The 24548-nt window shown below is 64.5% G+C and carries 24 protein-coding genes, 1 pseudogene and 1 riboswitch; of the genes and pseudogenes, 8 read left to right on the top strand and 17 right to left on the bottom strand.

What is annotated here, in order from left to right; all coding sequences use genetic code 11:
- Positions 1–124 precede the first annotated feature (124 nt).
- The 3 genes from metF to metK form a co-directional block, all read right to left on the bottom strand.
- On the bottom strand, positions 125–997 hold the full coding sequence (gene metF / locus ABC977_RS11295) for a methylenetetrahydrofolate reductase [NAD(P)H] (protein WP_369667366.1): 873 nt from the start codon (positions 995–997) through the stop codon (positions 125–127).
- Positions 998–1135: 138 nt separating this feature from the next.
- A complete protein-coding gene (gene ahcY / locus ABC977_RS11290; protein ID WP_369667365.1) occupies positions 1136–2542 on the bottom strand; it encodes an adenosylhomocysteinase in 1407 nt (468 codons plus the stop codon).
- A 24-nt stretch (positions 2543–2566) separates the two neighbouring features.
- A riboswitch (S-adenosyl-L-homocysteine riboswitch) is annotated at positions 2567–2654 on the bottom strand.
- A gap of 107 nt (positions 2655–2761) precedes the next feature.
- Positions 2762–3952 (bottom strand): methionine adenosyltransferase, encoded by a 1191-nt coding sequence (gene metK, locus ABC977_RS11285; RefSeq protein ID WP_369667364.1) that lies wholly within the window; start codon positions 3950–3952, stop codon positions 2762–2764.
- Positions 3953–4187: 235 nt separating this feature from the next.
- Between metK and ABC977_RS11280 the strand changes: the two genes are divergently transcribed.
- The 6 genes from ABC977_RS11280 to fba all read left to right on the top strand — a co-directional run bounded on the left by ABC977_RS11280 (position 4188) and on the right by fba (position 12394).
- A complete protein-coding gene (locus ABC977_RS11280; protein WP_369667363.1) occupies positions 4188–4748 on the top strand; it encodes a thioredoxin family protein in 561 nt (186 codons plus the stop codon).
- A gap of 534 nt (positions 4749–5282) precedes the next feature.
- Positions 5283–7289, top strand: coding sequence for a transketolase (gene tkt / locus ABC977_RS11275; RefSeq protein ID WP_369667362.1), 2007 nt, complete (start codon positions 5283–5285; stop codon positions 7287–7289).
- A gap of 96 nt (positions 7290–7385) precedes the next feature.
- Complete coding sequence (gene gap, locus ABC977_RS11270) at positions 7386–8384, top strand: type I glyceraldehyde-3-phosphate dehydrogenase (protein ID WP_369667361.1); 999 nt, start codon at positions 7386–7388, stop codon at positions 8382–8384.
- A 209-nt stretch (positions 8385–8593) separates the two neighbouring features.
- Complete coding sequence (locus tag ABC977_RS11265; RefSeq protein ID WP_369667360.1) at positions 8594–9775, top strand: phosphoglycerate kinase; 1182 nt, start codon at positions 8594–8596, stop codon at positions 9773–9775.
- 63 nt (positions 9776–9838) lie between these two features.
- Positions 9839–11287 carry a pyruvate kinase gene (gene pyk, locus ABC977_RS11260; protein WP_369667359.1) on the top strand — a complete coding sequence of 483 codons (1449 nt, stop codon included), beginning with the start codon at positions 9839–9841 and terminating at the stop codon, positions 11285–11287.
- Positions 11288–11329: 42 nt separating this feature from the next.
- Entirely contained in the window at positions 11330–12394 is a 1065-nt protein-coding gene (gene fba, locus ABC977_RS11255) for a class II fructose-bisphosphate aldolase (RefSeq protein ID WP_369667358.1), read from the top strand.
- A gap of 89 nt (positions 12395–12483) precedes the next feature.
- Here the strand turns inward: fba and ABC977_RS11250 are convergent, their stop codons facing one another.
- A complete protein-coding gene (locus ABC977_RS11250; protein ID WP_369667357.1) occupies positions 12484–13740 on the bottom strand; it encodes an MFS transporter in 1257 nt (418 codons plus the stop codon).
- A 495-nt stretch (positions 13741–14235) separates the two neighbouring features.
- Here ABC977_RS11250 and ABC977_RS11245 point away from each other — a divergent pair, with 495 nt between their 5' ends.
- Positions 14236–14796, top strand: a complete 561-nt coding sequence (locus ABC977_RS11245; RefSeq protein WP_369667356.1) for a lipocalin family protein — start codon at positions 14236–14238, stop codon at positions 14794–14796.
- A 196-nt stretch (positions 14797–14992) separates the two neighbouring features.
- On the opposite strand, the gene ABC977_RS11240 is transcribed toward ABC977_RS11245, so the two are convergent.
- The 3 genes from ABC977_RS11240 to ABC977_RS11225 all read right to left on the bottom strand — a co-directional run bounded on the left by ABC977_RS11240 (position 14993) and on the right by ABC977_RS11225 (position 17114).
- A complete protein-coding gene (locus tag ABC977_RS11240; RefSeq protein WP_369667355.1) occupies positions 14993–15364 on the bottom strand; it encodes a Fic family protein in 372 nt (123 codons plus the stop codon).
- A 210-nt stretch (positions 15365–15574) separates the two neighbouring features.
- Positions 15575–16099 (bottom strand): ATP-binding protein, encoded by a 525-nt coding sequence (locus ABC977_RS18305; RefSeq protein WP_501040250.1) that lies wholly within the window; start codon positions 16097–16099, stop codon positions 15575–15577.
- Between the two features lie 112 nt (positions 16100–16211).
- Entirely contained in the window at positions 16212–17114 is a 903-nt protein-coding gene (locus tag ABC977_RS11225) for a DUF6268 family outer membrane beta-barrel protein (protein WP_369667354.1), read from the bottom strand.
- A gap of 530 nt (positions 17115–17644) precedes the next feature.
- Here ABC977_RS11225 and ABC977_RS11220 point away from each other — a divergent pair.
- The gene (locus tag ABC977_RS11220) at positions 17645–18208 is read left to right on the top strand and encodes a hypothetical protein (protein ID WP_369667353.1); all 564 of its coding nucleotides are present in this window, start codon (positions 17645–17647) and stop codon (positions 18206–18208) included.
- Between the two features lie 98 nt (positions 18209–18306).
- Here the strand turns inward: ABC977_RS11220 and ABC977_RS11215 are convergent, their stop codons facing one another.
- The 10 genes and pseudogenes from ABC977_RS11215 to ABC977_RS11170 all read right to left on the bottom strand — a co-directional run bounded on the left by ABC977_RS11215 (position 18307) and on the right by ABC977_RS11170 (position 24538).
- Positions 18307–18819: a GNAT family N-acetyltransferase gene (locus ABC977_RS11215; RefSeq protein ID WP_369667352.1), complete on the bottom strand. Its 513-nt coding sequence runs from the start codon at positions 18817–18819 to the stop codon at positions 18307–18309.
- Complete coding sequence (locus ABC977_RS11210) at positions 18804–19097, bottom strand: type II toxin-antitoxin system TacA family antitoxin (RefSeq protein ID WP_369667351.1); 294 nt, start codon at positions 19095–19097, stop codon at positions 18804–18806. Before ABC977_RS11210 ends, ABC977_RS11215 begins: the two co-directional genes overlap by 16 nt.
- Positions 19098–19530: 433 nt before the next feature.
- Entirely contained in the window at positions 19531–20358 is an 828-nt protein-coding gene (locus tag ABC977_RS11205) for a hypothetical protein (protein ID WP_369667350.1), read from the bottom strand.
- A gap of 317 nt (positions 20359–20675) precedes the next feature.
- Complete coding sequence (locus ABC977_RS11200) at positions 20676–20915, bottom strand: hypothetical protein (RefSeq protein WP_369667349.1); 240 nt, start codon at positions 20913–20915, stop codon at positions 20676–20678.
- Between the two features lie 42 nt (positions 20916–20957).
- A complete protein-coding gene (locus tag ABC977_RS11195; protein WP_369667348.1) occupies positions 20958–21347 on the bottom strand; it encodes an AAA family ATPase in 390 nt (129 codons plus the stop codon).
- A gap of 167 nt (positions 21348–21514) precedes the next feature.
- Positions 21515–21775: a nucleotidyltransferase family protein gene (locus ABC977_RS11190; RefSeq protein ID WP_369667347.1), complete on the bottom strand. Its 261-nt coding sequence runs from the start codon at positions 21773–21775 to the stop codon at positions 21515–21517.
- Between the two features lie 19 nt (positions 21776–21794).
- Positions 21795–22193: a nucleotidyltransferase substrate binding protein gene (locus tag ABC977_RS11185; RefSeq protein ID WP_369667346.1), complete on the bottom strand. Its 399-nt coding sequence runs from the start codon at positions 22191–22193 to the stop codon at positions 21795–21797.
- Positions 22194–22203: 10 nt separating this feature from the next.
- Positions 22204–23702, bottom strand: a pseudogene (locus tag ABC977_RS11180) (type I restriction-modification system subunit M).
- Positions 23703–23844: 142 nt separating this feature from the next.
- Positions 23845–24177 (bottom strand): HVO_A0114 family putative DNA-binding protein, encoded by a 333-nt coding sequence (locus tag ABC977_RS11175; protein ID WP_369667345.1) that lies wholly within the window; start codon positions 24175–24177, stop codon positions 23845–23847.
- A gap of 217 nt (positions 24178–24394) precedes the next feature.
- Positions 24395–24538, bottom strand: a complete 144-nt coding sequence (locus ABC977_RS11170; RefSeq protein WP_369667418.1) for a type II toxin-antitoxin system RelE/ParE family toxin — start codon at positions 24536–24538, stop codon at positions 24395–24397.
- Positions 24539–24548 lie beyond the last annotated feature (10 nt).

Here is a 24548-nt window from a genome sequence, read left to right as displayed (position 1 = left end):
CGCGAACCGGGCGCCCGAGGGGCGTCCGAGGAAAACAAAGCCGCCCCAAAAGAGGAGGGTGGGGCGGCCTTTCCAAGGAGGATGGGTTTTACCGGTACGAGGATAGCGATCCGATGCTCCGCCCTCACTGCGAATTCGCAATCTTGCCTGGGTCGGTGAGACCGAGCTCCCGCCACAGCCGCTGCGTCGGGCTGGACTGGTTCATCGTATAGAAGTGCAGCCCCGGGGCGCCGCCCTCGAGGAGCCGGCGGCAAAGAGCCAGGACCACGTCGTGGCCGAATGCACGCAGGCTGCCGAGGTCGTCGCCGAAGCCTTCGAGCCGGCGGCGGATCCAGCGCGGGATCTCGGCGCCACAGGCGTCGGAAAAACGGGCCAGTTGCGCATAGTTGGTGATCGGCATGATGCCGGGCACGATTGGCACCGTGACGCCGCGTTCGCGACACGCATCGACGAAGCCGAAGTAGGCGTCGGCGTTGTAGAAGTATTGCGTGATCGCCGCGTCGGCGCCGGCGTCGACCTTGCGGACGAAGTTGTCGAGATCCCGGTTCGGGTTCGGGGCCTGCGGGTGAAACTCGGGGTACGCGGCGACCTCGATAGCGAAATGATCGCCATGCTCGGCGCGGATGAAGCTGACCAGCTCGTTCGCGTAGCGGAACTCGCCGGCGGCGCCGGTGCCCATGCCGGACGGCAGGTCACCGCGCAGCGCGACCAGGCGCTGGATGCCCTGATCGCGATAGCGCCGCAACAGTTCGCGGACCTCGGCTCGGGTCGAGCCGATGCAGGCGAGATGCGGGGCGGTGTCGATCTGCCGGCTTCGCAGCCAATCGACGGTCTCGAAGGTGCCGGCGCGGGTCGACCCCCCGGCACCATAGGTTACCGAGAAGTAACGCGGACCGAGCGCGGCGAGTCGCTCGACTTGGCCTTTGAGTTTGGCGAATCCCTCGGGCGTCTTGGGCGGGAACAGCTCGAAACTGTATACCGGTTGCGGATCTGTCATCGGTGGCTCCTGATACGGCCGAATCGCGGACCGCGACCGCAGCGGCCCGCGCGATCCCCGCCGCAGGGCTGGGGCGCGCGGACGTTGGTCGTGGTGCTTTTTCGCTCAGGCGGCGGCCCTTTCGGGCCGCCAGCCGGTTCAGTAGCGATAGTGATCCGGTTTGTACGGACCTTCGACGGAGACGCCGATGTAGCTCGCTTGCTGTTGACTCAATCGGGTCAGCTTAGCGCCGATCTTGCCTAGGTGCAGTCGCGCGACCTCCTCGTCGAGCTGTTTGGGCAGCACATAGACGCCGATCGGATACTGCTCGGTCCGACAAAAGAGCTCGATCTGCGCAAGCACCTGGTTCGTGAAGCTCGCCGACATCACGAAGCTCGGGTGCCCGGTGGCGCAGCCGAGGTTCACGAGGCGGCCTTTCGCGAGCAGGATGATCCGCCGTCCCGACGGGAAGATCACGTGATCGACCTGTGGTTTGATCTCTTCCCATTGGCACGACATCAGGCCGGCGACATCGATTTCGTTATCGAAGTGGCCGATGTTGCAGACGATGGCCTGGTCCTTCATCGAGGCCATGTGGTCGTAGGTGATGATGTCCTGGTTGCCGGTGGCCGTGACGAAGATATCGGCGACCGGGGCAGCGTCTTCCATCGTCGTGACCCGGAAGCCTTCCATCGCGGCCTGCAGCGCGCAGATCGGATCGATCTCCGAGACCCAGACCGTGGCCCCGAGGCCGCGCAGCGACTGGGCGCAGCCCTTGCCGACGTCGCCATAGCCGCAGACCATCGCGATCTTGCCGGCGATCATGACGTCGGTGGCCCGCTTGATCCCGTCGACCAGGGATTCGCGGCATCCGTAGAGGTTGTCGAACTTCGATTTGGTGACGGCATCGTTGACGTTCATCGCCGGGAACAGCAACGTGCCCTTCTTGGCCATCTCGTAGAGTCGATGAACGCCGGTCGTGGTCTCCTCGGTGACGCCCTTGATCCCTTTGCCGACCTTGTGCCAATGCTCGGGGTCGCGTGCGAAGGTGCGCCCGAGCAGGTTCAGCACGGCCGTCCACTCCTCATTGTCCTGGGGCGTCGGCGCCGGGACGGCGCCGGCCTTTTCGTATTCGACACCCTTGTGCACGAGCAAGGTCGCGTCGCCGCCATCGTCGAGGATCATGTTCGGGCCGCTGCCGTCGGGCCAGTTCAGGGCCTGTTCGGTACACCACCAGTACTCTTCGAGGGTCTCGCCCTTCCACGCGAAGACCGGGATGCCGGCCGCGGCGATGGCGGCCGCGGCATGGTCCTGCGTCGAGAAGATGTTGCACGAGGCCCAGCGCACCTGCGCGCCGAGCGCGGTGAGCGTTTCGATCAGCACGGCGGTCTGGATCGTCATGTGCAGGCTGCCGGTGACCCGGGCGCCGGCCAGCGGTTGCTCGCCGGCATACTTTTCGCGAAGCGCCATCAGGCCCGGCATCTCGGTCTCGGCAATGCGAATCTCGCGGCGGCCCCATTCGGCCAGTGACAGATCGGCGACTTTGTAGTCAGTGAACTCACTCATGGTTGATCAACCCTCTGATTAAACATGGAGTGAGCGCCGTTCGAACGAATGAACCGCGACGCCGAGCCTGGCCCGGTCCTGTACGAACCGGGTCGCAACGCTCCTCGGCGCCGGGGTGGTGGCAAGCCGTGATATCGGGCCTTGACCCCGTGTCGGGGGTGGCCGATGCCTGCCACGGAGGGGGCAGGCATCGGCAGTTCGGGTTTCGGGATCGTGGATTCAGATCCCCGCCGCATCGCGCAGGAGGTCGGCCTTGTCGGTCCGCTCCCACGTGAACCCGGGTTCGGCGCGGCCGAAGTGGCCGTAAGCCGCGGTGTACTGGTACTTGATCAGATCGCGGTTGGCCAGATCGAGCATCTGCAGGATGCCGAAGGGGCGCAGGTCGAAGTGGGCACGGATCAACTCGATGATCCGCGCCTCGCTGATCCGCGCGGTGCCGAAGGTCTCGATCGACACCGACGTGGGTTCGGCGACGCCGATCGCGTAGGAGACCTGGATCTCGCATTTGTCGGCGAGCCCGGCCGCGACGATGTTCTTCGCGACATAGCGTCCGGCGTAGGCGGCGGACCGGTCGACCTTCGACGGGTCCTTGCCGGAAAAGGCGCCGCCGCCGTGGCGCGCCATGCCGCCGTAAGTGTCGACGATGATCTTGCGTCCGGTCAGGCCGCAATCGCCGACCGGGCCGCCGATCACGAACTTGCCGGTCGGATTGATATGGTAGCGCGTGTTGGAATGGAGCCAACCGGTGTCGCCGAGCACCGGTTTGATGATCTCTTCCATCACCGCCTCGTGCAACACGCTCTCGCGGATGTCCTCGCTGTGCTGTGTCGAGAGCACCACGGCGTCGACGCCGACCGGTTTGCCGTCGCTGTAGCGGACCGTGATCTGGGACTTGGCGTCCGGCCGCAGCCAGGGCAGGGTACCGTTCTTGCGAACCTCGGCCTGACGCTTGACGAGCCGGTGTGCGTAATCGATCGGCGCCGGCATCAGCATGTCGGTCTCGTTGGTGGCATAACCGAACATCAGGCCCTGATCACCGGCGCCTTGCTCCTCGGGCTTGTCGCGGTCGACACCCTGGTTGATGTCCTTCGACTGCTCGCCCAAGGCGATCAGGACACCGCAGTTGTTGCCGTCGAAGCCGCACTCGGAATTGTCGTAACCGATCTCCTTGACGGTTCGACGCACGACCTGCTCGTAATCGATCTTGAGGTCGGCATCGGTCACCGTGATCTCGCCCGCCAGCATCACGAAACCGGTCTTGACCAGAGTCTCGCATGCGACGCGCGCCTTCGCGTGGTTGGGATCGCGGCGATAGACCTCGTCGAGCACGGCATCGGAAATCTGATCCGCCATCTTGTCGGGATGACCTTCGGAAACGGATTCGGAGGTGAAGATGAAGTCCTTGCTCATAATGGGATGCGAGACCTGGTCGGGGCGCCGGATGGCGCGTTGATGAAACCGCTTATCCTAACGCGTTGCCGCCAAGGATTAAACCCGGCGAGGCTGAGCGCGTTCGGGCACGGCCTTCGCTCGATACGGCCGGCGTGGGACGCAGAGCGAGGCCTGGAATTGGGAAATCTGCGCCGGCACCTTACTCTCGTAACGGGCCCATCTCATTCGTCGAACCTGCCTATGGAGGCGCCTCATGGCTTCAACCGAAACCCCTGTCTGCGACTTCGGCGCGGCGGCACCGGACTTCGCACTGCCCGGCGTCGATGGCCGCGTCTGGACCCGTGATGACTGCCGAGGTGAACGCGGTCTTTTGGTCATGTTCATTTGCAACCACTGCCCGTATGTGAAGGCGGTTCGGGAGCGGATCATCCGCGATGTTCGCGAGCTCGCGTCGCTCGGGATCGGGGCGGTCGCGATTCAATCGAACGATCCGACCGACTATCCGGACGACTCGTTCGAGAACATGAAGCGGGTCGCTGACGAGTACCGCTATCCATTCCCTTACCTGCTCGATGAGTCACAGGCCATCGCCAAGGCTTACGGGGCCGTCTGCACCCCGGACTTCTTCGGCTACGACGCGGACCTCGGCTTGCAGTACCGCGGCCGGCTCGATGAGAGCCGCAAGGAGACAGCGCCGGCCGATGCGCGTCGTGACCTGTTCGAGGCGATGAAGCAGATCGCCGAAACCGGGCGCGGACCGGCGGCCCAGGTTCCGAGCATCGGCTGTTCGATCAAGTGGCGTCACGCGGCCTGAATCTGCACCCGGTCGGCCCGACCGTTGGGGCGCATCGCCCCTCCGGGATCGGCTCGATCGGTTGCGGTCGTGCGCTACCGTCCCCGTCGCCCCAAGGCCCGGATCGGCCGTGCGCACGGCCGTTCCAGGCTTTTGCGGTGATCGATTCGCCGCGTCACCGCAAGCGCCGAGCCCGGCTCTTCGATCGGTCGCGCGGGCGGTTCGCTGCTTGCTTCGTCTTGACCAATGATTAAAATATGCGGATTCTATAAAGCTGTTTTTTGCTACCATAAAACGAGTCGTTTTGTCCTAAGCCCCGGGGTGGGCAACACTACCGAAGCGAGTTGCGTCCATCCTCAATCTGGCGAGGGTGCGGCGTGGGCGCCGGCTCGTGAACCGGACCGCCCAGCCGTGTCGGTCGACCCTCTAGCGTCCGATGTCGCCAGCCCATTCTGGTCCATCGCCATGCCGTCATGGGGCGCAAGCGGGCACTGATCGTGTGTCGCTTGGAACATCCCTTTACCGTTGTTATAGAGACTTGAAGAGGAGGGGCTCATGTCCTCACGCAGAGAACTTGCCAACGCCATCCGCGCGCTGAGCATGGACGCGGTCCAGAAGGCCAACTCCGGCCATCCGGGTGCGCCGATGGGTATGGCCGATATCGCCGAGGTCCTGTGGAACGACTTCCTGCGCCACAATCCGTCGAATCCGAAATGGGCCGACCGCGATCGCTTCGTGCTGTCGAACGGGCATGGCTCGATGCTGCTGTATTCGCTGTTGCACCTGACGGGCTACGAACTGACCCTCGATGATCTGAGGCAGTTCCGGCAACTTCACTCGAAGACCCCAGGCCACCCGGAGTATGGCTATGCCCCCGGCGTCGAGACGACCACCGGGCCGCTCGGTCAGGGGATCACGAATGCCGTTGGCATGGCCATCGCCGAGAAGGCGCTGGCCGCCGAGTTCAACCGGCCGGATCATCGCATTGTCGACCACTACACCTATGTCTTCCTCGGCGACGGCTGTCTGATGGAAGGCATCTCGCACGAGGCCTGTTCGCTGGCCGGCGCGTTGGGCCTCGGTAAGCTGATCGCGGTCTACGATGACAACAACATCTCGATCGATGGCGAGGTGCGCGGTCACGGCGATGTCCCGGCCTGGTTCGTCGACGATACGCCGCAGCGGTTCGCTGCGTATGGCTGGCACGTGATCCCGAAGGTCGATGGTCATGATGCCGAGGCCGTCAAGGCCGCGCTCGAAGAGGCACAGGCCGTGACGGACCGGCCGTCGCTGATCTGTTGTCAGACGATCATCGGCTGGGGCTCACCGAACAAGCAGGGCAAGGAGGAGTGCCACGGCGCCGCGCTCGGCGAGGACGAGGTCGCACTGACCCGGCAGGCGATCGGTTGGGAACATCCGCCGTTCGAGATTCCCGGTCACATCTACGATGGCTGGAGCGCGAAGGACCGTGGTGCCCGCGCCGAAGCCGAATGGCAAGAGCGCTTTGCCGCCTACGCGAAGGCCCATCCGGATCTCGCGGCCGAGTTCACGCGCCGCCAAGCCGGTGATCTGCCGGCTGACTGGCCGCAGCAGGCGCAGGCCTTCATCGACTCGGTGGTCGCGAAGGGCGAGACGATTGCCTCGCGCAAGGCCTCGCAGAACGCGCTGAATGGCTTTGGCCCGCTGCTGCCGGAGCTGATCGGCGGATCGGCGGACCTGGCCGGCTCGAACCTGACTCTGTGGAAGGGCAGCAAGGGTCTCGGCCGTGGCGATGCGCCGGGCAACTATATTTACTATGGTGTGCGCGAGTTCGGCATGTCCGCGATCATGAACGGGATCGCGCTGCATGGGGGCTTCATTCCTTACGGCGCCACCTTCCTGATGTTCTCCGAATACGCCCGCAACGCGCTTCGGATGGCGGCGCTGATGCGCCTGCCGGCGATCTTCGTCTACACGCACGACTCGGTCGGTCTCGGCGAGGACGGCCCGACCCACCAGCCGGTCGAACAGATCCCGACGCTGCGCCTGATCCCGAACATGAGCGTTTGGCGGCCGTGCGACGCGGTGGAGTCGGCGGTCAGTTGGCGGTTGGCGATCGAGCGACGCGGCGGTCCGACCTGTCTGATCTTCTCGCGGCAGAACCTGCCCCATGTCGAGCGGGATAAGAACCAGCTCGCGGCAATCGCCCGCGGTGGCTACATCCTGCGCGATTGTGCCGGCACCCCGGAGGTGATCCTGATCGCGACCGGATCCGAGGTGGATCTGGCGGTCAAGGCCGCCGAGGCGTTAGCCGGGCGCGCGATCCGCGTCGTCTCGATGCCGTCGACCGACACCTTCGATGCCCAGGACGAGGCCTATCGCGAATCGGTGCTGCCGAAGGGCGTCACGACCCGGGTCGCGATCGAGGCGGCGGTTACCGGTGGCTGGTGGAAGTACGTCGGCAGCCAAGGCGCCGTCATCGGCCTCGACCGTTTTGGCGAGTCGGCCCCGGCCGGTGCGCTGTTCAAGGAGTTCGGCTTCACGGTCGAGCGCGTCGTCGCCACCGTGAAGGGCCTGCTCTGACCGCGCCGACATGATGGCCGGGCGGGGCGCGGCTGGGACCGCTGCCCCGCCCGCCGAACCCTTCAAACTCTTCCCTCGTAACAGGAGTAGACACCCATGACGATCAAAGTTGGCATCAACGGCTTCGGACGGATCGGCCGGATGGCGTTTCGCGCTATCGCGAAGGATTTTCCGGACATCGAGGTGGTCGGCATCAACGACCTGCTCGACGCCGACTATCTGGCCTACATGCTCAAATACGATTCGGTCCATGGCAATTTCCGCGGCGATATCGCTGTTGAAGGCAACAACCTGATCGTCAACGGCAAGACGATCCGCCTGACCGCCGAGCGCGACCCCGCGAATCTGCGCTGGAACGAGATCGGTGCCGATATCGTGCTCGAGTGCACCGGCTTCTTCCTGACCGAGGAGACCTGCCAGAAACACATCGATGCCGGGGCCAAGAAGGTCGTGCAGAGCGCGCCGTCGAAGGATGCGACGCCGATGTTCGTCTATGGCGTCAACCACAAGACCTACGCCGGCCAGGCGATCATCTCGGCGGCCTCGTGCACGACCAACTGCCTGGCACCGGTCGCCAAGGTCCTGCACGACAACTGGGGCATCAAGCGCGGCCTGATGACCACGGTGCATGCGGCGACCGCGACCCAGAAGACCGTCGATGGGCCGTCACAGAAGGATTGGCGCGGTGGCCGCGGCATCCTCGAGAACATCATCCCGTCGTCGACCGGGGCCGCGAAGGCCGCAGGCAAGGTGCTCCCGGACCTGAACGGCAAGCTGACCGGCATGGCCTTCCGGGTCCCGACCTCGGACGTGTCGGTCGTCGACCTGACCGTCGAGCTCACCAAGGAAGCGAGCTATGCGGACATCTGTGCGGCGATGAAGTCGGCCTCCCGATCCGGTGACCTAGCGGGCGTTCTCGCCTATACCGAGGACAAGGTCGTCGCGACCGACTTCCGCGGTCACACGGCCCCGTCGATCTTCGATGCCGAGGCCGGTATCGCGCTCGACGGGACCTTCATCAAGGTCGTCGCCTGGTACGACAACGAGTACGGTTACACCTGCAATATGCTGCGTCTGGTCCAGCATGTCGCCTAAGGAGACGCTGATCCATTGGCCTTCGTGGCCAAAGATCGATGGGGCTTCGGCCTCGCACGGGACGCGCTGAACGACTCAGCGCGTCCCTAGGGACAGCGGGATTCATGGCGGCCCGTCCCGGTGCCGCCGGTGAAAGCCATCCGGACAGCCCGCGTGGCTGTCCAGATCGCTTTCTTCTGACGTAACCCTTTGCACTAGAGAGGATGCCAATGTCCTTCATCAAGTTGACCGATCTCGACCTCGAGGGCCAGCGGGTGCTGATCCGGGCCGATCTGAACGTGCCGGTCAAGAACGGCCGGGTCACCTCCGACGCGCGCATCAGTGCTTCGATGCCGACCTTCGAGCACTGCCTGAAGGCGGGGGCCAAGGTCATGGTGATGTCGCACCTGGGCCGACCGGAGGAGGGCGTCTATTCGGAGGAGAACTCGCTGAAGCCGGTCGCCGAGGATCTCGCGGCCAAGCTCGGCCGCGAGGTGCGTCTGGTCGCGGATTATCTCGATCAGGCCCCGGCGGTGGCCGACGGCGAATTGGTGCTGTTGGAGAACGTGCGTTTCAACAAGGGCGAGGGCAAGGACAACGAGGATCTCGCCAAGCGGTATGCGGCCCTGTGCGATGTCTTCGTCATGGATGCGTTCGGCACCGCGCACCGCGCACAGGCCTCGACGCACGGTGTCGGCCGGTTCGCACCGACTGCCTGTGCCGGGTTGCTGCTCGCCGAGGAGCTCGATGCGCTGCACAAGGCGCTGGCCAATCCGGCGCGCCCGATGGTCGCGATCGTCGGCGGATCGAAGGTCTCGACCAAGCTCACGGTGCTCGAGGCCCTGTCCGAGAAGGTCGATCAATTGGTCGTCGGTGGTGGCATCGCGAACACCTTCCTGAAGGCGACCGGCAAGAATGTCGGTCAGTCGCTGTGCGAGAAGGATCTGGTGCCGACCGCGCAGGCATTGATCGACAAGATGACCGCCCGTGGTGCGATCATCCCGATCGCGACCGATGTCGTGGTCGGCAAGCGCTTCGACGAACAGGAGCCGGCGGTGCTGAAGCCGGCCGACCAGGTCGCCGATGACGACATGATCTTCGACATCGGCCCCGACAGCGCTCAGGCCCTCGCCGACATCATCGCGCAGGCCGGCACCGTGATCTGGAATGGCCCGGTCGGGGTCTTCGAGTTCGACCAGTTCGGCGCCGGCACCCGGACGATCGCCGATGCGATCGCCGCGACGCCGGCCTTCACGCTGGCCGGCGGTGGCGACACGATCGCGGCGATCCAGAAGTACGGCATCTACGATCGGGTGTCCTACATCTCGACGGCCGGCGGGGCCTTCCTCGAATACCTCGAGGGCAAGACCCTGCCGGCCGTCGCGATGCTCGAATCCCGCGCTAAACAATAGGGTCGCGGTCCGCCGCTGGCCGTGACCCGGCCGGCGGCGGTCACGAGGCCGGAGACTGCCCGAATGCCGAGACGAACCAAGATCGTGGCCACGCTAGGCCCGGCCACCGATGACCCACGCCTGCTCGATGCGATGATTGCCGCGGGCGTCGACGTGGTGCGGCTCAATCTGTCGCACGACGGCCACGTGCGGCATCGTGAACGCGCCGAACGGGTTCGCGAGCGGGCCGCGGCGGCCGGGCGCGACGTGGCCGTGCTGCTCGATCTGCAGGGCCCGAAGATTCGAGTCGGCCGATTTCGTGACGGGGCCGTCGACCTGACCGTCGGCGATGCCTTCATCATCGATGCCGAATGCCCGATCGATGGCGGCGATCGCGCCCGCGTCGGCACGACCTACCCGGACCTGGTCACCGATCTGGCCGCCGGCGACACCCTGCTGCTCGACGATGGCGCCATCGAGCTCACGGTCGAATCCGTGCGCGGCGCAGCCGTGCACTGCCGGGTGCTGATCGGCGGGCCCTTGTCCGACAACAAGGGCATCAATCGCAAGGGCGGCGGGCTGTCGGCGCCGGCGCTGACCGACAAGGATCGCGCCGATATCCGATTCGCTGCTGAGATCGGGGCCGACTATCTGGCCGTGTCCTTCGTTCGCAATGGCGACGACGTCCGCCTCGCGCGCGAGCTCTTCACCGAGGCCGGCGGGGCCGGGGGCATCGTCGCGAAGATCGAACGGGCCGAGGCCTTGAGCGGCATCGACGATATCATCGCCGCGGCCGATGCGATCATGATCGCGCGCGGCGATCTCGGCGTCGAGATCGGCGACGCCGAGCTGCCCGGCGTGCAGAAGGATCTGATCAGTCGGGCGCGCGAGAGCAACAGCGTCGTCATCACGGCGACCCAGATGATGCAGTCGATGATCGCCAACGCGCACCCGACGCGCGCCGAGGTCTTCGATGTCGCGAACGCCGTGCTCGATGGCACCGATGCCGTGATGCTGTCCGCGGAGACCTCGATCGGGCGCTACCCGGTCAAGGTCGTCGACGCGATGCACCGGATCTGCGAGGAGGCCGAGAAGCAGCGCAGCGCGCGGCGCTCGACGCATCGGATCGACACCGTCTTCGGGCGCGTCGACGAGGCCATCGCGATGGCCACGATGTACACGGCCAATCATTTGGGCGTCAAGGCGATCGCGGCGTTGACCGAGACCGGTTCCACGGTCAAATGGATGTCCCGCATCAGCTCCGGTATCCCGATCTACGCCCCGACGCGGCATATTGCCACCCGCAGAAAGGTCAAGCTTTTTCGCGGGGTCTATCCGGTAAGCTTCGATGTCTCGAACGCGGACATCCACGAGGTCAACCGCGACGTGATCGAGGTGCTGCTCGACCACGGCATCGTCCGCGATGGGGATCTCGTGATCATCACCAAGGGAGACAGATCCGGCGTCGAAGGTCAAACCAACATCATGAAGATCATGCGCGTCGGCGAGCATCGGCGGCTCGCCGACGACTGACAAGCCCCCATCCCACTACCCGACAACCGAGGAGAACCCATCATGGCCCTGATCTCGATGCGCCAACTGCTGGATCACGCCGCCGAACACGGCTATGGCGTGCCGGCCTACAACGTCAACAATCTCGAACAGATGCGCGCGATCATGGAGGCCGCGCAGGAGACCGATTCGCCGGTCATCGTGCAGGCCTCGGCCGGTGCCCGCAAGTACGCCGGCGCCCCCTTCCTGCGCCACCTGATCCTCGCCGCGATCGAGGAGTGGCCGCACATCCCGGTCTGCATGCACCAGGACCACGGCACCTCGCCGGCCGTCTGTCAGCGTTCGATCCAACTCGGCTTCAGCTCGGTGATGATGGACGGCTCGCTGAAAGAAGACGGCAAGACCCCAGCCTCGTATGACTACAACGTCGAGGTGACGCGCCGCGTCGTCGAAATGTCCCATGCCTGCGGTGTCTCGGTCGAAGGCGAACTTGGCTGCCTCGGTTCGCTCGAGACCGGCCAGGCCGGTGAGGAAGACGGCATCGGCGCCGAGGGGACGCTCGACCACAGCCAGCTGTTGACCGATCCGGAGGAGGCCGCCGACTTCGTCAAGAGGACCGGCGTCGATGCGCTCGCGATCGCGATTGGGACCTCGCACGGCGCCTACAAGTTCACGCGGCCGCCGACCGGCGACATCCTGGCGATCGAGCGGGTCAAGCAGATCCACGCGCGGATCCCGAACACCCACCTGGTCATGCACGGCTCCTCGTCGGTGCCGCAAGAGTGGCTGGCGATCATCAACCAGTACGGCGGCGACATGGGCGAGACCTACGGCGTGCCGGTCGAGGAGATCGTCGAGGGCATCAAGCACGGCGTGCGCAAGGTCAATATCGACACCGACCTGCGGATGGCCTCGACCGGCGCGATCCGCAAGAACCTGCACGAGAACCCGTCGAACTTCGATCCGCGCAAATACCTGGCCGCGGCGACGAAGGCGATGAAGGACATCTGCCGCGCCCGTTACGAGGCCTTCGGCACCGCCGGCAATGCCTCGAAGATCAAGCCGATCTCGCTCGAGGCGATGACCGTCCGTTACGAGAAGGGCGAGCTCGATCCGAAGGTCAACTGAGCCCGGTCCCCGAGATCCGAAGCCCGCGGGGTACGGCGCGTTGGGCGCCGTACCCCGCGGACGCGATCATCGAAGCAACCGAGCCATCATCATCGAGCGCTGTCGGCGTCCTGTTGATCGGCGCGCGGGTCGAGGTACATGGCCTCTTGAGTCGTCCCTTGAATCGGCTCGATGACAGCGTAGCCGTGAACGCTTTCGATCGCCGGTGGAGAGATGCGCGTGCGCCAGAACGCATGCATCGCCATCAGGCCGTAGGTGCCGACGAGGAATAGGAACAACCAACTCGGTTCACCGAATTGCATCAGCGGCGCGGCGATGGCCGGACCCAATGTGGCCCCGGCTCCGAAGATGAGCAACAGGCCGCTGGCAACGGCCACGAAATCCCCCTCCGCGGCGCGGTCGTTAGCGTGCGCGACCGCGACGGGATAGATGGTGTACATGGCGCCGCCGAGCGCGGCCACCAGGAGAATCACCGTGACGGGCTCGCGGAGATCCGCGCTGAAGATCACGAAGGCCAGCGCTGCGCCGGTCAGCGCGATGCCCATGATGACCCATCGGCGATCCAGTCGATCCGATAGCCAGCCGATCGGCGCCTGCATCAAGGCACCACCGACAATGGCACCAGCCACCAGCAGTGCGACGGCCCAGACATCCAGCCCGATGGTGTTGCCGTAGACAGGCGCGAGCGTGCCGAAGGCGCCGTTGGTGAGACCGACGCCGGCACAAGCCACGACGGCGACCGGTGACACCCGAATCAGTCGGCGGAAATCCAGCCTCACCTCGTGTAGTGGGTTGGGGGCGCGGCTCGAGCTCAGGGCTGTCGGCACGAGGGACAGTGCCGCCAGGATCGCGACCACGACGAAGGGCTCGAACCCTCCGGGCTGGAAGGTCATGACGGCGAGCTGGCCGAACACCGAGCTGGCGAGATTGACGACCATGTAGCGGGCAAAGACACGCCCCCGGTTGTTGCTGGTCGCACTTTCGCTCAGCCAGCTTTCGATGATCATGGTCGCGCCGGCGAAGGCGAAGCCGGTCATGGCCCGAACGAGTATCCAAGCCAGCGGCGACACGTACAGGATATTGAGCAGAGCCGTGATGGCAACCAGTGCCGCCATGACGCCAAACACGCGAATATGACCGACTCGCGCGACCAGCCGCGGGACCAACAGACAGCCAGCGACATAACCAGCGGCGAAGGCGCTCCCGATCAGACCGATCAACGAGGTTGGAAACCCTTCGAGCTCAGCCCGGATCGGGAGTGTCAGACCCAGCATTGCGCCGGCGGCGAACAGCAGCCCTGCACCAATCAAGAGGGCCTTGGTTGTAATCGGGAGGTGTTCCGTCATCGTTCATCCACAGCATCGAGAAAACGTTCGTGCGGCCGTTACCCGGCCATCGGCAAGGCGAGAAGGGTGTCGACCGTGCGGGCAGGCCTCCGCCCGCATCGGGTCGCTACCGCTCGCGTGTTTCTACGGTAACATGAGCCATCCTCGCTAATCAGCCCGTGACCCCGTGCTGGCCGTGCTCGGTTCGCGGACGGGCTTGACGGGGAGGTGTGCTCGTGGTCGCGTGCACCCAGATTCCGAGCAACCAGGTGACCGATCTGAACCAGGTCGCGGTGATGCATTCCGGCAAGGCCGTCGAACACCGGCCAGCCGCCGGAAGAGAGGGGCTCTGGTCTATACTGACGCCACTCGGCGGGACGCCGCGGAGCCCGGCCCGTGGTTGGGCGTGGCACTGTACCGAACTGCCGGGGCGAGTCCGTGAACCTGCCTCGCGATCGGCACGATGACGGCTGCAACGGCAGCGATGACCGGAAAGATACGAGTTCAAGGAGCCACATGACGACGAACAAGACCTCGACCCGCCTCACCCTCCTATCGGCCCTGGCCCTGTTCCTCGGGCGGGCGGCGGCCGCGCCGCCGCCGACCGTAGAGCATGTCGATGTCGAACGCTACCTGGGGCATTGGTATGAGATCGCCGTGTTGCCGAATATGTTTCAGGGCGGCTGCGCGCGCGACACCCGCGCGACCTACGGGCTGCGCGAAGATGGGCTGATCTCGGTGACCAACCGCTGCGTGACCTCGTCGGGCAACACGGCGTCGATCACCGGTGTCGCCCGCCCGTCGGACCCGGAGCACAACTCCAAGCTGAAGGTCAGCTTCTTCAGTCTTTTCGGGCTCCGCCTCTACCTTGGCGACTATTGGGTCATGGAGGTAGGTGAAGACTACGACTACGCGCTCGTGGGCCATCCGACCCGGCGTTTCGGCTGGGTGCTCGCGCGCGATCCGAATCCTCCGCCCGAGCGGGTCGAGCAGTGGCTGGCGCGGTTGCAGGATTTCGGCTACGACCCGGATAAATTCGTTCGGACTCCGCAGGGCGGCGAGGTCGCCGGACCCTGAGGCCGGCTCCTGCTGGTGACGGATGCGGCGGTGGGTGCCCTCCTTGTGGAACGGGGCTTCGCCGCGCTCCAGCAACGGCGCCAGGAACCTTCGGCGGCACGATAACGCCGGCCAGTTGCCGCTTACACCCGGGCGAATACCAAGAGGAATCTCCCAACGAATCTGATTCGATTCCGAAAACGGGAATCGAATTGGACTACCTGCCCGGCAGTTCCGTGCCGCGACTCATGATCTCGATATAGCCCGCGTAGCTGAACAGGCGGTTGCGCTTCTGGGCGGTCAGCTCCTTGACGATGCCGAGCCGCTCCAAGTGGCCGAGCGCCTTGTTGACCGTGGCCGGGGTGATGCCGGTCTTTTGCACCAGAGAGCCCGAGGTGCCAATAGGATGTTCCATCAGCGCGCGGTGCACCTGCAGGGTGGATGCCGCCGCTCGTCCGAGACCGCTGATCTTGTAGCGGTCCTGGTTCGACAGATCGAGAAGCTGTTGCGCCGTTTCTACAGCCTGGGTGGCGGTAACGATCACGGCCTCGGCAAAGAAGTCGAGCCAAGCTTCCCAGTCGCCAGTCATACGCACGTCATTGAGGAGCCGCGTGCCGTCCGGGAGCCGCCCAAGCGGCAAAACCGCGCCAGTCAGGCCTGGGACGTGGCACCGACCTCCATCCAATTGGCGCTGGCCAGGGGCCATCGCTGGCTGGCGATGCTGGACAACTTCGCTGGGAGCGAAGTTGGACGACGAAGTCGGCCCCGAAGGGGCGAACCCCAGGGAAGGGGTGAGCAATCAGGAGAGGCGAAGTCCTTGAAGGAGATCGCCGCGCGGGAGGGGATCGACAACAGCTACGTGAGTCGCATGGTCAACCTGACCACGTTGGCGTCCGACGTCGGCGCGGGCGATGCCGGCCCCATTGAGCAGGCGTGGGAGGCGGCGATAGCGGGCGGGTGTACCGAGGCAGCAGGCTTGACTGGCCAAGGCGCAAGCGAGGTCGCTCTTGCCGACGCCGGTGGGTCCGGTGATCAAGACATTGAGGTGCTCGGTGAGCCACTGCCCGGCGGCGAGGCGGGCCATGAGGGTCTTGTCGAGGCCGCGCGCGGCGCGGTAATCGATGTCCTCGATGGCGGCCTGCTGGGGCAGCTGGCCGCGCTGCCCTCCCTGCCGATGGCCGACCGCAGCGCGCAAACCTTGCTGATGCCCGGTACCACGCTGATCCGGGAACGGGATGAACGGGAGTACCGCGTAACGGTCACGCACGATGGTCTGTATGCCCTGGATGCCCAGGTGTCCAAGAGCCTGTCGGCGGCCGCGCACCACATCACCGGCACGCGCTGGAACGGGCCGAAGTTCCTTGTCTTCGCAAAGGGTGCAAAACCCGTAAGCCTCGACCCAGAGGCCAACCGCGCCGATCCCAAGGGACGAGGTACTAGAAGCGGCCGATCAAGGACACCCCCAGCATCGCCGCTGGGTCCTGATCCTCCTCATACAACCGTCGACCACGCTCGTCCTCGACCCGCAACTTGGTCCCGGTTGCTGCCCCAGCGTATAGCTTGAAGCTCAGGTTCTCGGTCAGGTCGCGTCCAAGCTGGACGAAGACGGGGATGAACCGGTGCTCGCCGACGCCGTCGGGGAAGGGGCCATCGGAGTCGAGTCGAAAGCGATAGGAACGGTAAGCGGCGCCCACGCCTGCGGTCCACCCCGAGTCGAGCGCATAGGATAGTTCCAACCCCGCCGGACCGGCCGGGCCGGCCGGGAAGGGATTGGTGAGGCGCAAGCGATCGTTGATCCGCCAATCGATGATCAAGAACGGGAAAGCACGCGTCTCCTCGATGCGCTCGTAGACGCCGACGCCTAGTCCGAGGGTGAGATCGGGTCGCACGGCACGCGATACCGATGCTGAGGCCCCGTATTCGAGCGTATCCGAAAAGCTGGCGCCAGATTCACCCGAGGACTCGATCGTCGGTGTCAGACCCAGCCGCCAACCGCCGTTGGTCGTAAAACCGTAGGGTACGGAGATACTGGCTCGGTACAACCTGTCCCACGGCCGTGCGCCGCCGAATCCGAGTGGTTTGTCGAAGTCCCAATCCTCGTAGTCCAAGCGCAGGCGGATGCCCAGGGACGACTGCCCGTCGAGCGCCCAATTCGTTCCGAGCGACATGAGCAGCGCGCTGTACGCGGCATCGCCGCCGGAATCCAAATCGCTGTCGAACTGAACGACGGGGGCGACGGAGAAGCTGACGCCCGGTGGCGACTGCGCCATGGAAACCGCGGTAACCCCAATCGATAGCAGGGCCGCGCACGTGAGACGGACGAGGTAAGGCGCTGGCATCGAAAACGCTCCGTTGGATGATCGATCAGTGGATGGAGGATAGGCGATCCAACCCTCCCCGAGAGTCTAGAAGCTTTTGGGGTATAAGCGTAGTGCCCTTGCCTCCGCGCATGCGCATCCGGGTCGTCGACATCCTCGAGATAGTCGCGGAAAGCGTGACCCTCCAAGAGATCCTCGCGGGCGTCGTGGGTTTGGAAGCCGCTGACCTGGGTGACGTCGGCCATCTGCAAAGCGCGAATTGCTCGACGCGGGGCGATCCAGATCGCTGGGTCACCTGGTCCGTCTGCGTTTGGGTGTCTGCGTCCGCGCCCGCCTCGGCGCCCGATCCAGCCGCGCCTTGGCGATTGCGAGGCGGCCTTCGTCGCCTTTGTCGTTGACGATGCCTTCGAGGCTCGCGCGTTGGTTGAAGTAGGCAATCTCAATCGTCCCGAAAGTCATCGGAGGCGGGTCGCGGCGACCGTCGGCGGGAGGGATCCCGCCGTCGAGCTGACACGGACGTCCTTGCAGCCTGTCGCAGCGAGCCGTCTGCGATGACTTTTGCAACCCTCGATAGATTCGCCGAGCAACCGCACGAGGTGCTTCCACAGATCGCTACGGAAGCCCGTCCCGATAGACCCGATCGACCCAATCCCGGAACCAGGCGGGCCGCGCGAGCAGGATGTAAGCGATCAGCAGTTGTCGAGCGCCTCCTCGTCTCGGTCAGCATCCTGCCGCCGTCACCGGACCACCGAGCACTGGTTGGGCGATATCAGGACACCCTCAAGCGACTGATCAAGCTGATTCCCGACCTGCTGCGCTGGTGCGTGGCGTTCGAGCGGATCCGGCGCGCCGGTGGCGCGGGCGGCTCGGTGGCCACGACGCTGTTCGTCGGTGAAACGCTGGAGGCGGTCAAGATCGACCGGAACCGCGCCTGGCGGGGAAACGGCCTGGGGATCGCACGGATCGACCCCGACGAGTGCGCGCGCCCGTTCGAAGCGGCTCGCCAACAACCGGGTCTGCTTGCGCGCACGGGATGTCACCGACCTAGCGGCCCGGCCATCCGCACGACGCCCGAGACGATGCCGAGAATCTCGATCTCGTCGTGGCGCAGGTAGAGCTTGCTCGACGACGGGGTGGTCGGCAGCGGCAGCGAAATCGCCCAGCGCGATGGACTGCACCACATCGCCGGCACTGGGGAACTCAGTCGATTGCGTCATTGGACGACCTTCCTTGCATCCTTGAGCAGCAAGAGAAGTTGCTGTTCGCGCAAGGGTGATGCGATGAACCCGAACCGGGTGTAGAACCTCGCCGCTTCTTCATCGATGGGGTGGGTCAGCATGGCTCGGATACCGGCCTGCTCGGCAATCAGCATCGTGCGGCGAATCGCATCCTGCAGCAGGCCAAAGCCTATATCTTGCCCCTGATCGTGAATTGATACCGCCAGCCTCGCCAGGATCACCACTGGCAAAGGATACTGCTCCATCCCCTTGCGGATGCGCTCCGGTGCGTCCAGCGTATCGACTTGCCCCACGGTCAGGCTGAAGTAGCCCGCCACCCGGCCATCATCCTCGGCAACGACGAAGGTCTTGGCCGAGCCACTGCCCTGCGCCTGGCGGGCGTGGCGCAACAGCCAATCGTTCAGTGCGGGCTTGCCGCAGTCGAAATCGTCCAGTCGATGTTGGGCGGTCAGTGGCTCCGGTGCGCGCAACGTCACTTCGTGTCCCAAGGCGCCTTGCGAACAAACAGGTCGCGCAAACCCTCATTGGCCTGTTCGGGGCGTTCCAGCAGATCCATCAGAGCCTGGTACTGGTTGCCCGAGACCATGAACAATCGCTGATCAAGCAGGGTCTGCTCGGCGGCCAGGCACGCGCTGTCAAGGATGAAGTCGGTCAGCGACTTGTGGGCCACCTCGGCGGCACGACGCAGCACCGCCTCTTGTTCGGGGGTGGCGCGCAGCCCAAGGCGGGCGGAGCGGGCGGAAGGCGACGATGCAACAGCAGTCATGGCAGCACCTCTTTTGTTAGATCAACTGCCGATATGTTAGTACGAGCGACGTACATCGTCGAGTTGTACTGGTGACCGCTGGCCTTGGTTGAAGATGAATGTGCGCGCCTAAGCTGTTGATTCCTAGAGACCGTCGCCATCTGCGCCTACCTGCAGGCTAAACGGAGAACAGAGACGGCTCTGGCCTATAAGGCGGCCGATTTCGGAGGTTTCGGCAGGTGGCCACCCGCAGCACGGATAACGGGAACCCTGCGTAGCGCGGGGGTTTCGGGCAAGAAAAAAGGCCCGGAGATCATCCGAGCCCTTGTCGATGGAGGCGGCAGCAATCATACTGCAATATAATTCAATATATTGCGTTTCTAAACGCCAGAAATACCCCCATAGATACCCCAAGATCACTTCGCCTGGCTTTTCGGCTAGATTCAGGCAGATTTTATCGCTCTTCCGGCGCTCGCCATGCGTCGAATCGCTCCAGCGCATCGGTGCTGCCGATCAGGGCGCGTGCCCGTCGTAGCCGCTCTTTTGTGCGCTCCCGCTGCTCATCAGGTAAATCCTGCGCACGGCGTTCGGCGTCGGCGAAGAATGCCCCGAGTCGCTTCGCCTCCGCCCAAGTATCGATGACCTGGAGCAGCTCCTCTTTGCTGTCCTTCTGCGCCTTCGCGGCCCGCCGCGCCTCCTCTTCGCGGCGCCACTGCTCGCGCTGAGCCTCCCAACGTTGGCGTGCGATCTCCGCGTGGCGCTCTCTCTCCTCGACGAGCCGCGCGATTTCGACCGTGGCCTTCTCCAGCTCGCGGACAATGGCCGGGATCCGGCCGGAAAGGTCCCGGGACGGTGTCTCTCGCCACTGCTGGGTCCAATCGGCCCGCGGGTACGGGGAATAGGCCTGAAGGCACAGGCGCCCGGTCGGGAAATCGCGGGTACTGGTCCAGCCAGAGTCCTGCGCGTACCGGCCGCGCCGCTTGGACACGTAGTCGGTCAGCTGAACGTATTCGCCGTTCACATACCGGGCCTCGGCAGTCTCTGACATCTCGATGACGGTTAGGCTGATTGCCACGGTGCCGATGTAGACCACCGTGCAGCGCATCGGTGACCACAGATCGTGATGGTGGTGGCCTTTCCCGGGATTCTCCCGCTCATCGACGTCCGCGCGATGGAATCGCTCGGCGTTGGGTGCGATGACCACGCGATGGTCCCTCGCCTCCAAGGCCAGGAAGAGCTCGTTCGCGAAGGCGATAGCCTTGTCCAACCCGGTCTGGGTCACGGCGAGGTCGACGAGCAGTTTCTTGCTCAGCTTGAAGCACTTACCGTGCCAGGAGAGACGGCCGGCCTCGAACAGCGGTTTGGCTCCGCTGACTGTTGTCGCTCACTTTACTTCACCGGCTGTTTCTCGAATTGTTTCGCGGCGCAGACTGGGCTGCTTCTCGCGCTGATCGCCCCGGTGGGCGAATGTTGTCAGGTGGAATAGCGTGAGACGCGGGGCCTGGGTCGCGAGAGGGCGAGGGAAGGCGGCCGTTGATGGCGGGGGCTTGGAGCGCGGGACGCGCCCGGCGGGCGTTGGCCCGCCGGGTTGAGGTGCACTCAGAAGGGCAGCGGATCGTCGAAGTCGGTGCCGAAGAGGTCTTGTTGTGTGATGGCATCGGGCGGTGGGTCTGGATCTGGGTCGGTGTTCTCGCCGTCGAGCCATTGCTGCACGGCCGCGCCGTAGCGCGCCTGGATCGGCACGAGCAGTTCATCCAAACAATCCTGGACGGCCCAAGCTTGTTCGGGCGTCCAGTCGTTGGGCAGGAGGATGGTGAAGGGCTCGGGGGTGTCCGTCATGGCGCGACCTCCTCAACCGGCTCCACTCGACCTTGGGGTACATCACCCCGAGGGAACAGCAGATGGCGGTTGCTGCTTAAAAATGTGTCCGCTACGGCTTGACCAGAACAGCACTGGCGTAGAGAACGGTGCGTCCTTTACCAGCAAAAGCAGGCGACTGTCCTGCAAGACCTCGGCCTGTACCCGCTCGATGCGTGGGATGCGCCGCCGAAGGGTGTCGAAGATCAGCTCCAGCCGCTCGGGCTGCTGCTCGCGCAGGTACTGGATGACGTTGGGTAGGTTGTCGCCGGTTGGCGAGAGTCGCTCCTCGGCGCCCGCCTCCGGGTTGCCGCGCGCGGCATCCGCCGCCAGGTACGAAAGATGCCAACCGGTGATGAAATTGCGCAGGGCGATGACGCGTGGGTTCTCGGCCAGGGTACCCAGCGTGCTCACTGTCAACACATCGGCGCCAGAAAGCGGTTTTTCGATGCGCGTATCAGTGGACTCCGGCTCCTCACCGGTGATGACCTTGCCCTTGCCGTATTGATAGTCGAGGAAGTGAAGCGGCGCTGCGGGATGGCATGGCCTTTGGTCCTCAGTCAGGCGCCCTGTTTTCTATGTTATCTGACATCGTCACTGTCTAGACTGAGGTTGACACGCAGGGGGGCCTCCTTCAGGTGGTTCCAGCCTTCGACATCCTGCGTTGCGTCCCCCGGATTGCGCAGCACGATGCCCAGATCGCTCCCTTCATGGCCGCCACCTGTGATCCGGCTGCCATAGGTCCAAACTTCGGCGCCCGGCACATAGCGTGCCAGCAAGGCCCGCAGGGTGCGAAGATACAGGTCAGGCAGCAGCAGCCTGGAAAATTCAAGTCGAGGCATCGAACACCTTATGTGGTCTTTATGCCAGATCCCTCACATCCTGCAGATACCGGGGGAGGAGTGTCAGGGTTTCCTTGGCAAAGCCTTTGCCATAATCATGGGCGGTACTGTTGCCGTTGGCCCGATAGCTGAGCCAGCGTTCGACGGTCGAGGAATCCATCAGCCCCTGCTTGCCGGCGTGGCGCAACACATCGTTGAATACCAAGGCATCGACGCCGCGAGGGGCACCACCATAAGCCTTCAGCGCCTTGCGCAGAAATTTCCCCGCCATTTCCAGCGAGAGCTCGAAACTCTCGATGGCGGCGTTGCGGTATAGATCAAACATCACGTCATCCCGCTGCTGAAGGCTTTCAATGGCCTTCAGTGCCTGCTCCAGGGTGGCGGCTGTGCGCAGCAGATGCTCTACATTCAGTGCCATCTTGCCCTCGCTAGAAACCCAGGTGGTTCAAGATTTTCTTGACCCGCAAATCCAGACGCTCCGCTTCCTGCTGCTGGTCACGCCACTGGGCGCTGAGCCGCTGCATTTTGTCAGTAAAGTCCTCGCCATCATCCTCGGCAGCTTCCGCTCCAACGTAGCGGCCCGGGGTGAGCACGTGCTCATGCTTGCGAATTTCCTCCAGAGAGGCGCTCTTGCAGAAGCCGGGAATGTCCGCGTACTGGCCTACTTCCTTCTCGCCCCGCCAGGCATGGTAGGTATCGGCGATCTTCTGGATGTCGTCATCACTGAGTTCGCGCCGGGTGCGGTCCACCAAGGTGCCCATGTTGCGGGCGTCGATGAACAGTACCTCGCCGCGCCGGTCGCGCAGCTTGCGCTCCTCACCCCCGGCCCCTCTCCCAGAGGGAGAGGGGAGAAAAGAGCCGGACTTGTCGCGGGCCAGGAACCACAGGCACGCGGGGATTTGCGTGGAGTAGAACAGCTGGCCGGGCAGGGCGACCATGCAGTCCACGGTGTCAGCCTCGACCATGGCCTTGCGGATCTCGCCTTCGCCATTCTGGTTGGAGCTCATGGAGCCGTTGGCCAGCACCACGCCGGCGGTGCCGAAGGGTGCGAGCTGCCAGTAGACGTGTTGCAGCAAGGCACAGGTGGCGTTGCCCACGGGCGGCACGCCGAAGGCCCAACGAGGGTCTTCGCGCAGGCGGTCGCCGTCCCAGTCGGAGATGTTGAACGGCGGGTTGGCCAGATATGGTCGAAGCGCAGGTCGCGCAGTTCGTCCTTGTGGAAGCTGCCTTCGTTGTTCCAGCGGATGTCGGAGTCGATGGCGCGCACGGCCAGGTTCATCTTGGCCAGGCGCCAGTTGGTGTAGTTGCTCTCCTGGTCGTAGATGGCGATGTCGCCGATACGCCCGCCGTGTTCGAGTACGAACTTCTCGCTCTGAACGAGCATGCCGCCACTGCCGCAGCAGGGGTCGTAGACCCGGCCGGCATAGGGTTCGAGCATCTGCACCAGTACCTGCACCACCGAGCGTGGGGTGTAGAACTCGTCGCCGCGCTTGCCCTCGCTGCCGGCGAACTGGGCGAGAAAGTATTCGTAGACCCGGCCGAGCACGTCCTTGGATCTGCCTGCGTCACCTTTCATGGCGATGCCAGAGATCAGATCGATCAGCTCGCCAAGGATCAGCTTGTTCAGCGCCGGGCGGGCGTCGTCCTTGGGCAGTACGCCCTTGAGCGACTCGTTGTCCTTCTCGATCGCGCGCATGGCGTCGTCGATCAGGGTGCCGATCTCGGGGCGCTTGGCGTTGGCCTTGAGGTGCGACCAGCGCGCGTCCTTCGGCGCTCAGAACACGTTGTCGGCCAGGTATTCGTCCTTGTCTTCGGCGACCTGCGGGCACTCTGCCAACAGTTCGGCGTGACGCGCCTCGAAGGCGCCGGAAATGTATTTCAGGAAGATCAGGCCCAGCGCGACGTGCTTGTAGTCGCTGGGCTCCATGTTGCCGCGCAGCTTGTCGGCGGCTTTGAAGAGCTCGGCTTCGAAGCCCAGTTGCGAATTCGGCTTACCGCCGTTGTTCGTGTCTTTGCCGTTGGCCATGTGTCGTTCCTGTGGTTCTTTTTTCCATGTGGCGCGGGGCAGGTCAGTCCAGCACCACGAGAAATTCGGTGGCCAGCGCCTCCGGACGCACGGCACGGGTGTCCGGGCTGCGGTGCAGTTTGACCAGGCCGTAACCCTCCAGATTGCGCAGCGTGCGCGATAAGTTGCTGGCCGCGCGGCCGGAGAGTTCAGCCAGTTCCAGTACCGTTCGCGGCTGCTTCTCCTGCATCAGGCGCAGTAGTGCCCGGTTCTCATCCGACAGCACGCCGGCCAGCTGGCGCCATGAGGCAAACCAGACCGTGGGCGTGGGCGCTTCGCTGTGGATGGAAGCCTGACGGGCCCGTTTATCCGAGCGGATGCCGACGACCGTGCGCATGGAGACCCTCATCGTTGTGGCGCGGCGCCATGTGTGCACGTGATGCTATCACGCGAACATCATATGCGACAGCCGCCGCTTAAAATGACTTGTCGGGTGCAAACCGCAAACCCTGCAAACCTTGGTTCGCGCGGTGACGGTAGACGAGCAGCGCGCACCCGTATCGGATTCCGGCCAGGAAGGACCCGTCAGGTCCTCTGCCGGGCGCAGGTGAGGCCTATTGCCCGCCTTCGTCAGGGGCCAGGATCGCCGGAATGTCCCGCGCACCGTGCAGGACGCGGACAATGGTGACTTCCTCTGGCGTGGCCACAAAGAAGATCACGTAGTTGCCGTGGGCGCAGGAGCGGATGCCGTCGCCCAGTTCCGGCCGC

Origin of the sequence: Thioalkalicoccus limnaeus (assembly GCF_041197575.1) — a bacterium.
Lineage (GTDB): Bacteria > Pseudomonadota > Gammaproteobacteria > Chromatiales > Chromatiaceae > Thioalkalicoccus > Thioalkalicoccus limnaeus.
Note: the sequence above shows the minus strand (reverse complement) of the source record. Positions and strands in the feature narration are given on the sequence as shown.

Coding starts and splice junctions, on each gene's coding strand:
- ABC977_RS11190 (WP_369667347.1), bottom strand. CDS start 21,775: ATGCCTCGACTTGAATTTTCCAGGCTGCTGCTGCCTGACCTGTATCTT.
- ABC977_RS11280 (WP_369667363.1), top strand. CDS start 4,188: ATGGCTTCAACCGAAACCCCTGTCTGCGACTTCGGCGCGGCGGCACCG.
- ABC977_RS11185 (WP_369667346.1), bottom strand. CDS start 22,193: ATGGCACTGAATGTAGAGCATCTGCTGCGCACAGCCGCCACCCTGGAG.
- ABC977_RS11175 (WP_369667345.1), bottom strand. CDS start 24,177: ATGCGCACGGTCGTCGGCATCCGCTCGGATAAACGGGCCCGTCAGGCT.
- ABC977_RS11225 (WP_369667354.1), bottom strand. CDS start 17,114: ATGCCAGCGCCTTACCTCGTCCGTCTCACGTGCGCGGCCCTGCTATCG.
- pyk (WP_369667359.1), top strand. CDS start 9,839: ATGCCGAGACGAACCAAGATCGTGGCCACGCTAGGCCCGGCCACCGAT.
- ABC977_RS11210 (WP_369667351.1), bottom strand. CDS start 19,097: ATGACTGCTGTTGCATCGTCGCCTTCCGCCCGCTCCGCCCGCCTTGGG.
- ABC977_RS11245 (WP_369667356.1), top strand. CDS start 14,236: ATGACGACGAACAAGACCTCGACCCGCCTCACCCTCCTATCGGCCCTG.
- ABC977_RS11265 (WP_369667360.1), top strand. CDS start 8,594: ATGTCCTTCATCAAGTTGACCGATCTCGACCTCGAGGGCCAGCGGGTG.
- gap (WP_369667361.1), top strand. CDS start 7,386: ATGACGATCAAAGTTGGCATCAACGGCTTCGGACGGATCGGCCGGATG.
- tkt (WP_369667362.1), top strand. CDS start 5,283: ATGTCCTCACGCAGAGAACTTGCCAACGCCATCCGCGCGCTGAGCATG.
- fba (WP_369667358.1), top strand. CDS start 11,330: ATGGCCCTGATCTCGATGCGCCAACTGCTGGATCACGCCGCCGAACAC.
- ABC977_RS11220 (WP_369667353.1), top strand. CDS start 17,645: ATGACTTTTGCAACCCTCGATAGATTCGCCGAGCAACCGCACGAGGTG.
- ABC977_RS11240 (WP_369667355.1), bottom strand. CDS start 15,364: ATGACTGGCGACTGGGAAGCTTGGCTCGACTTCTTTGCCGAGGCCGTG.
- metF (WP_369667366.1), bottom strand. CDS start 997: ATGACAGATCCGCAACCGGTATACAGTTTCGAGCTGTTCCCGCCCAAG.
- ABC977_RS11250 (WP_369667357.1), bottom strand. CDS start 13,740: ATGACGGAACACCTCCCGATTACAACCAAGGCCCTCTTGATTGGTGCA.
- ahcY (WP_369667365.1), bottom strand. CDS start 2,542: ATGAGTGAGTTCACTGACTACAAAGTCGCCGATCTGTCACTGGCCGAA.
- ABC977_RS11200 (WP_369667349.1), bottom strand. CDS start 20,915: ATGACGGACACCCCCGAGCCCTTCACCATCCTCCTGCCCAACGACTGG.
- metK (WP_369667364.1), bottom strand. CDS start 3,952: ATGAGCAAGGACTTCATCTTCACCTCCGAATCCGTTTCCGAAGGTCAT.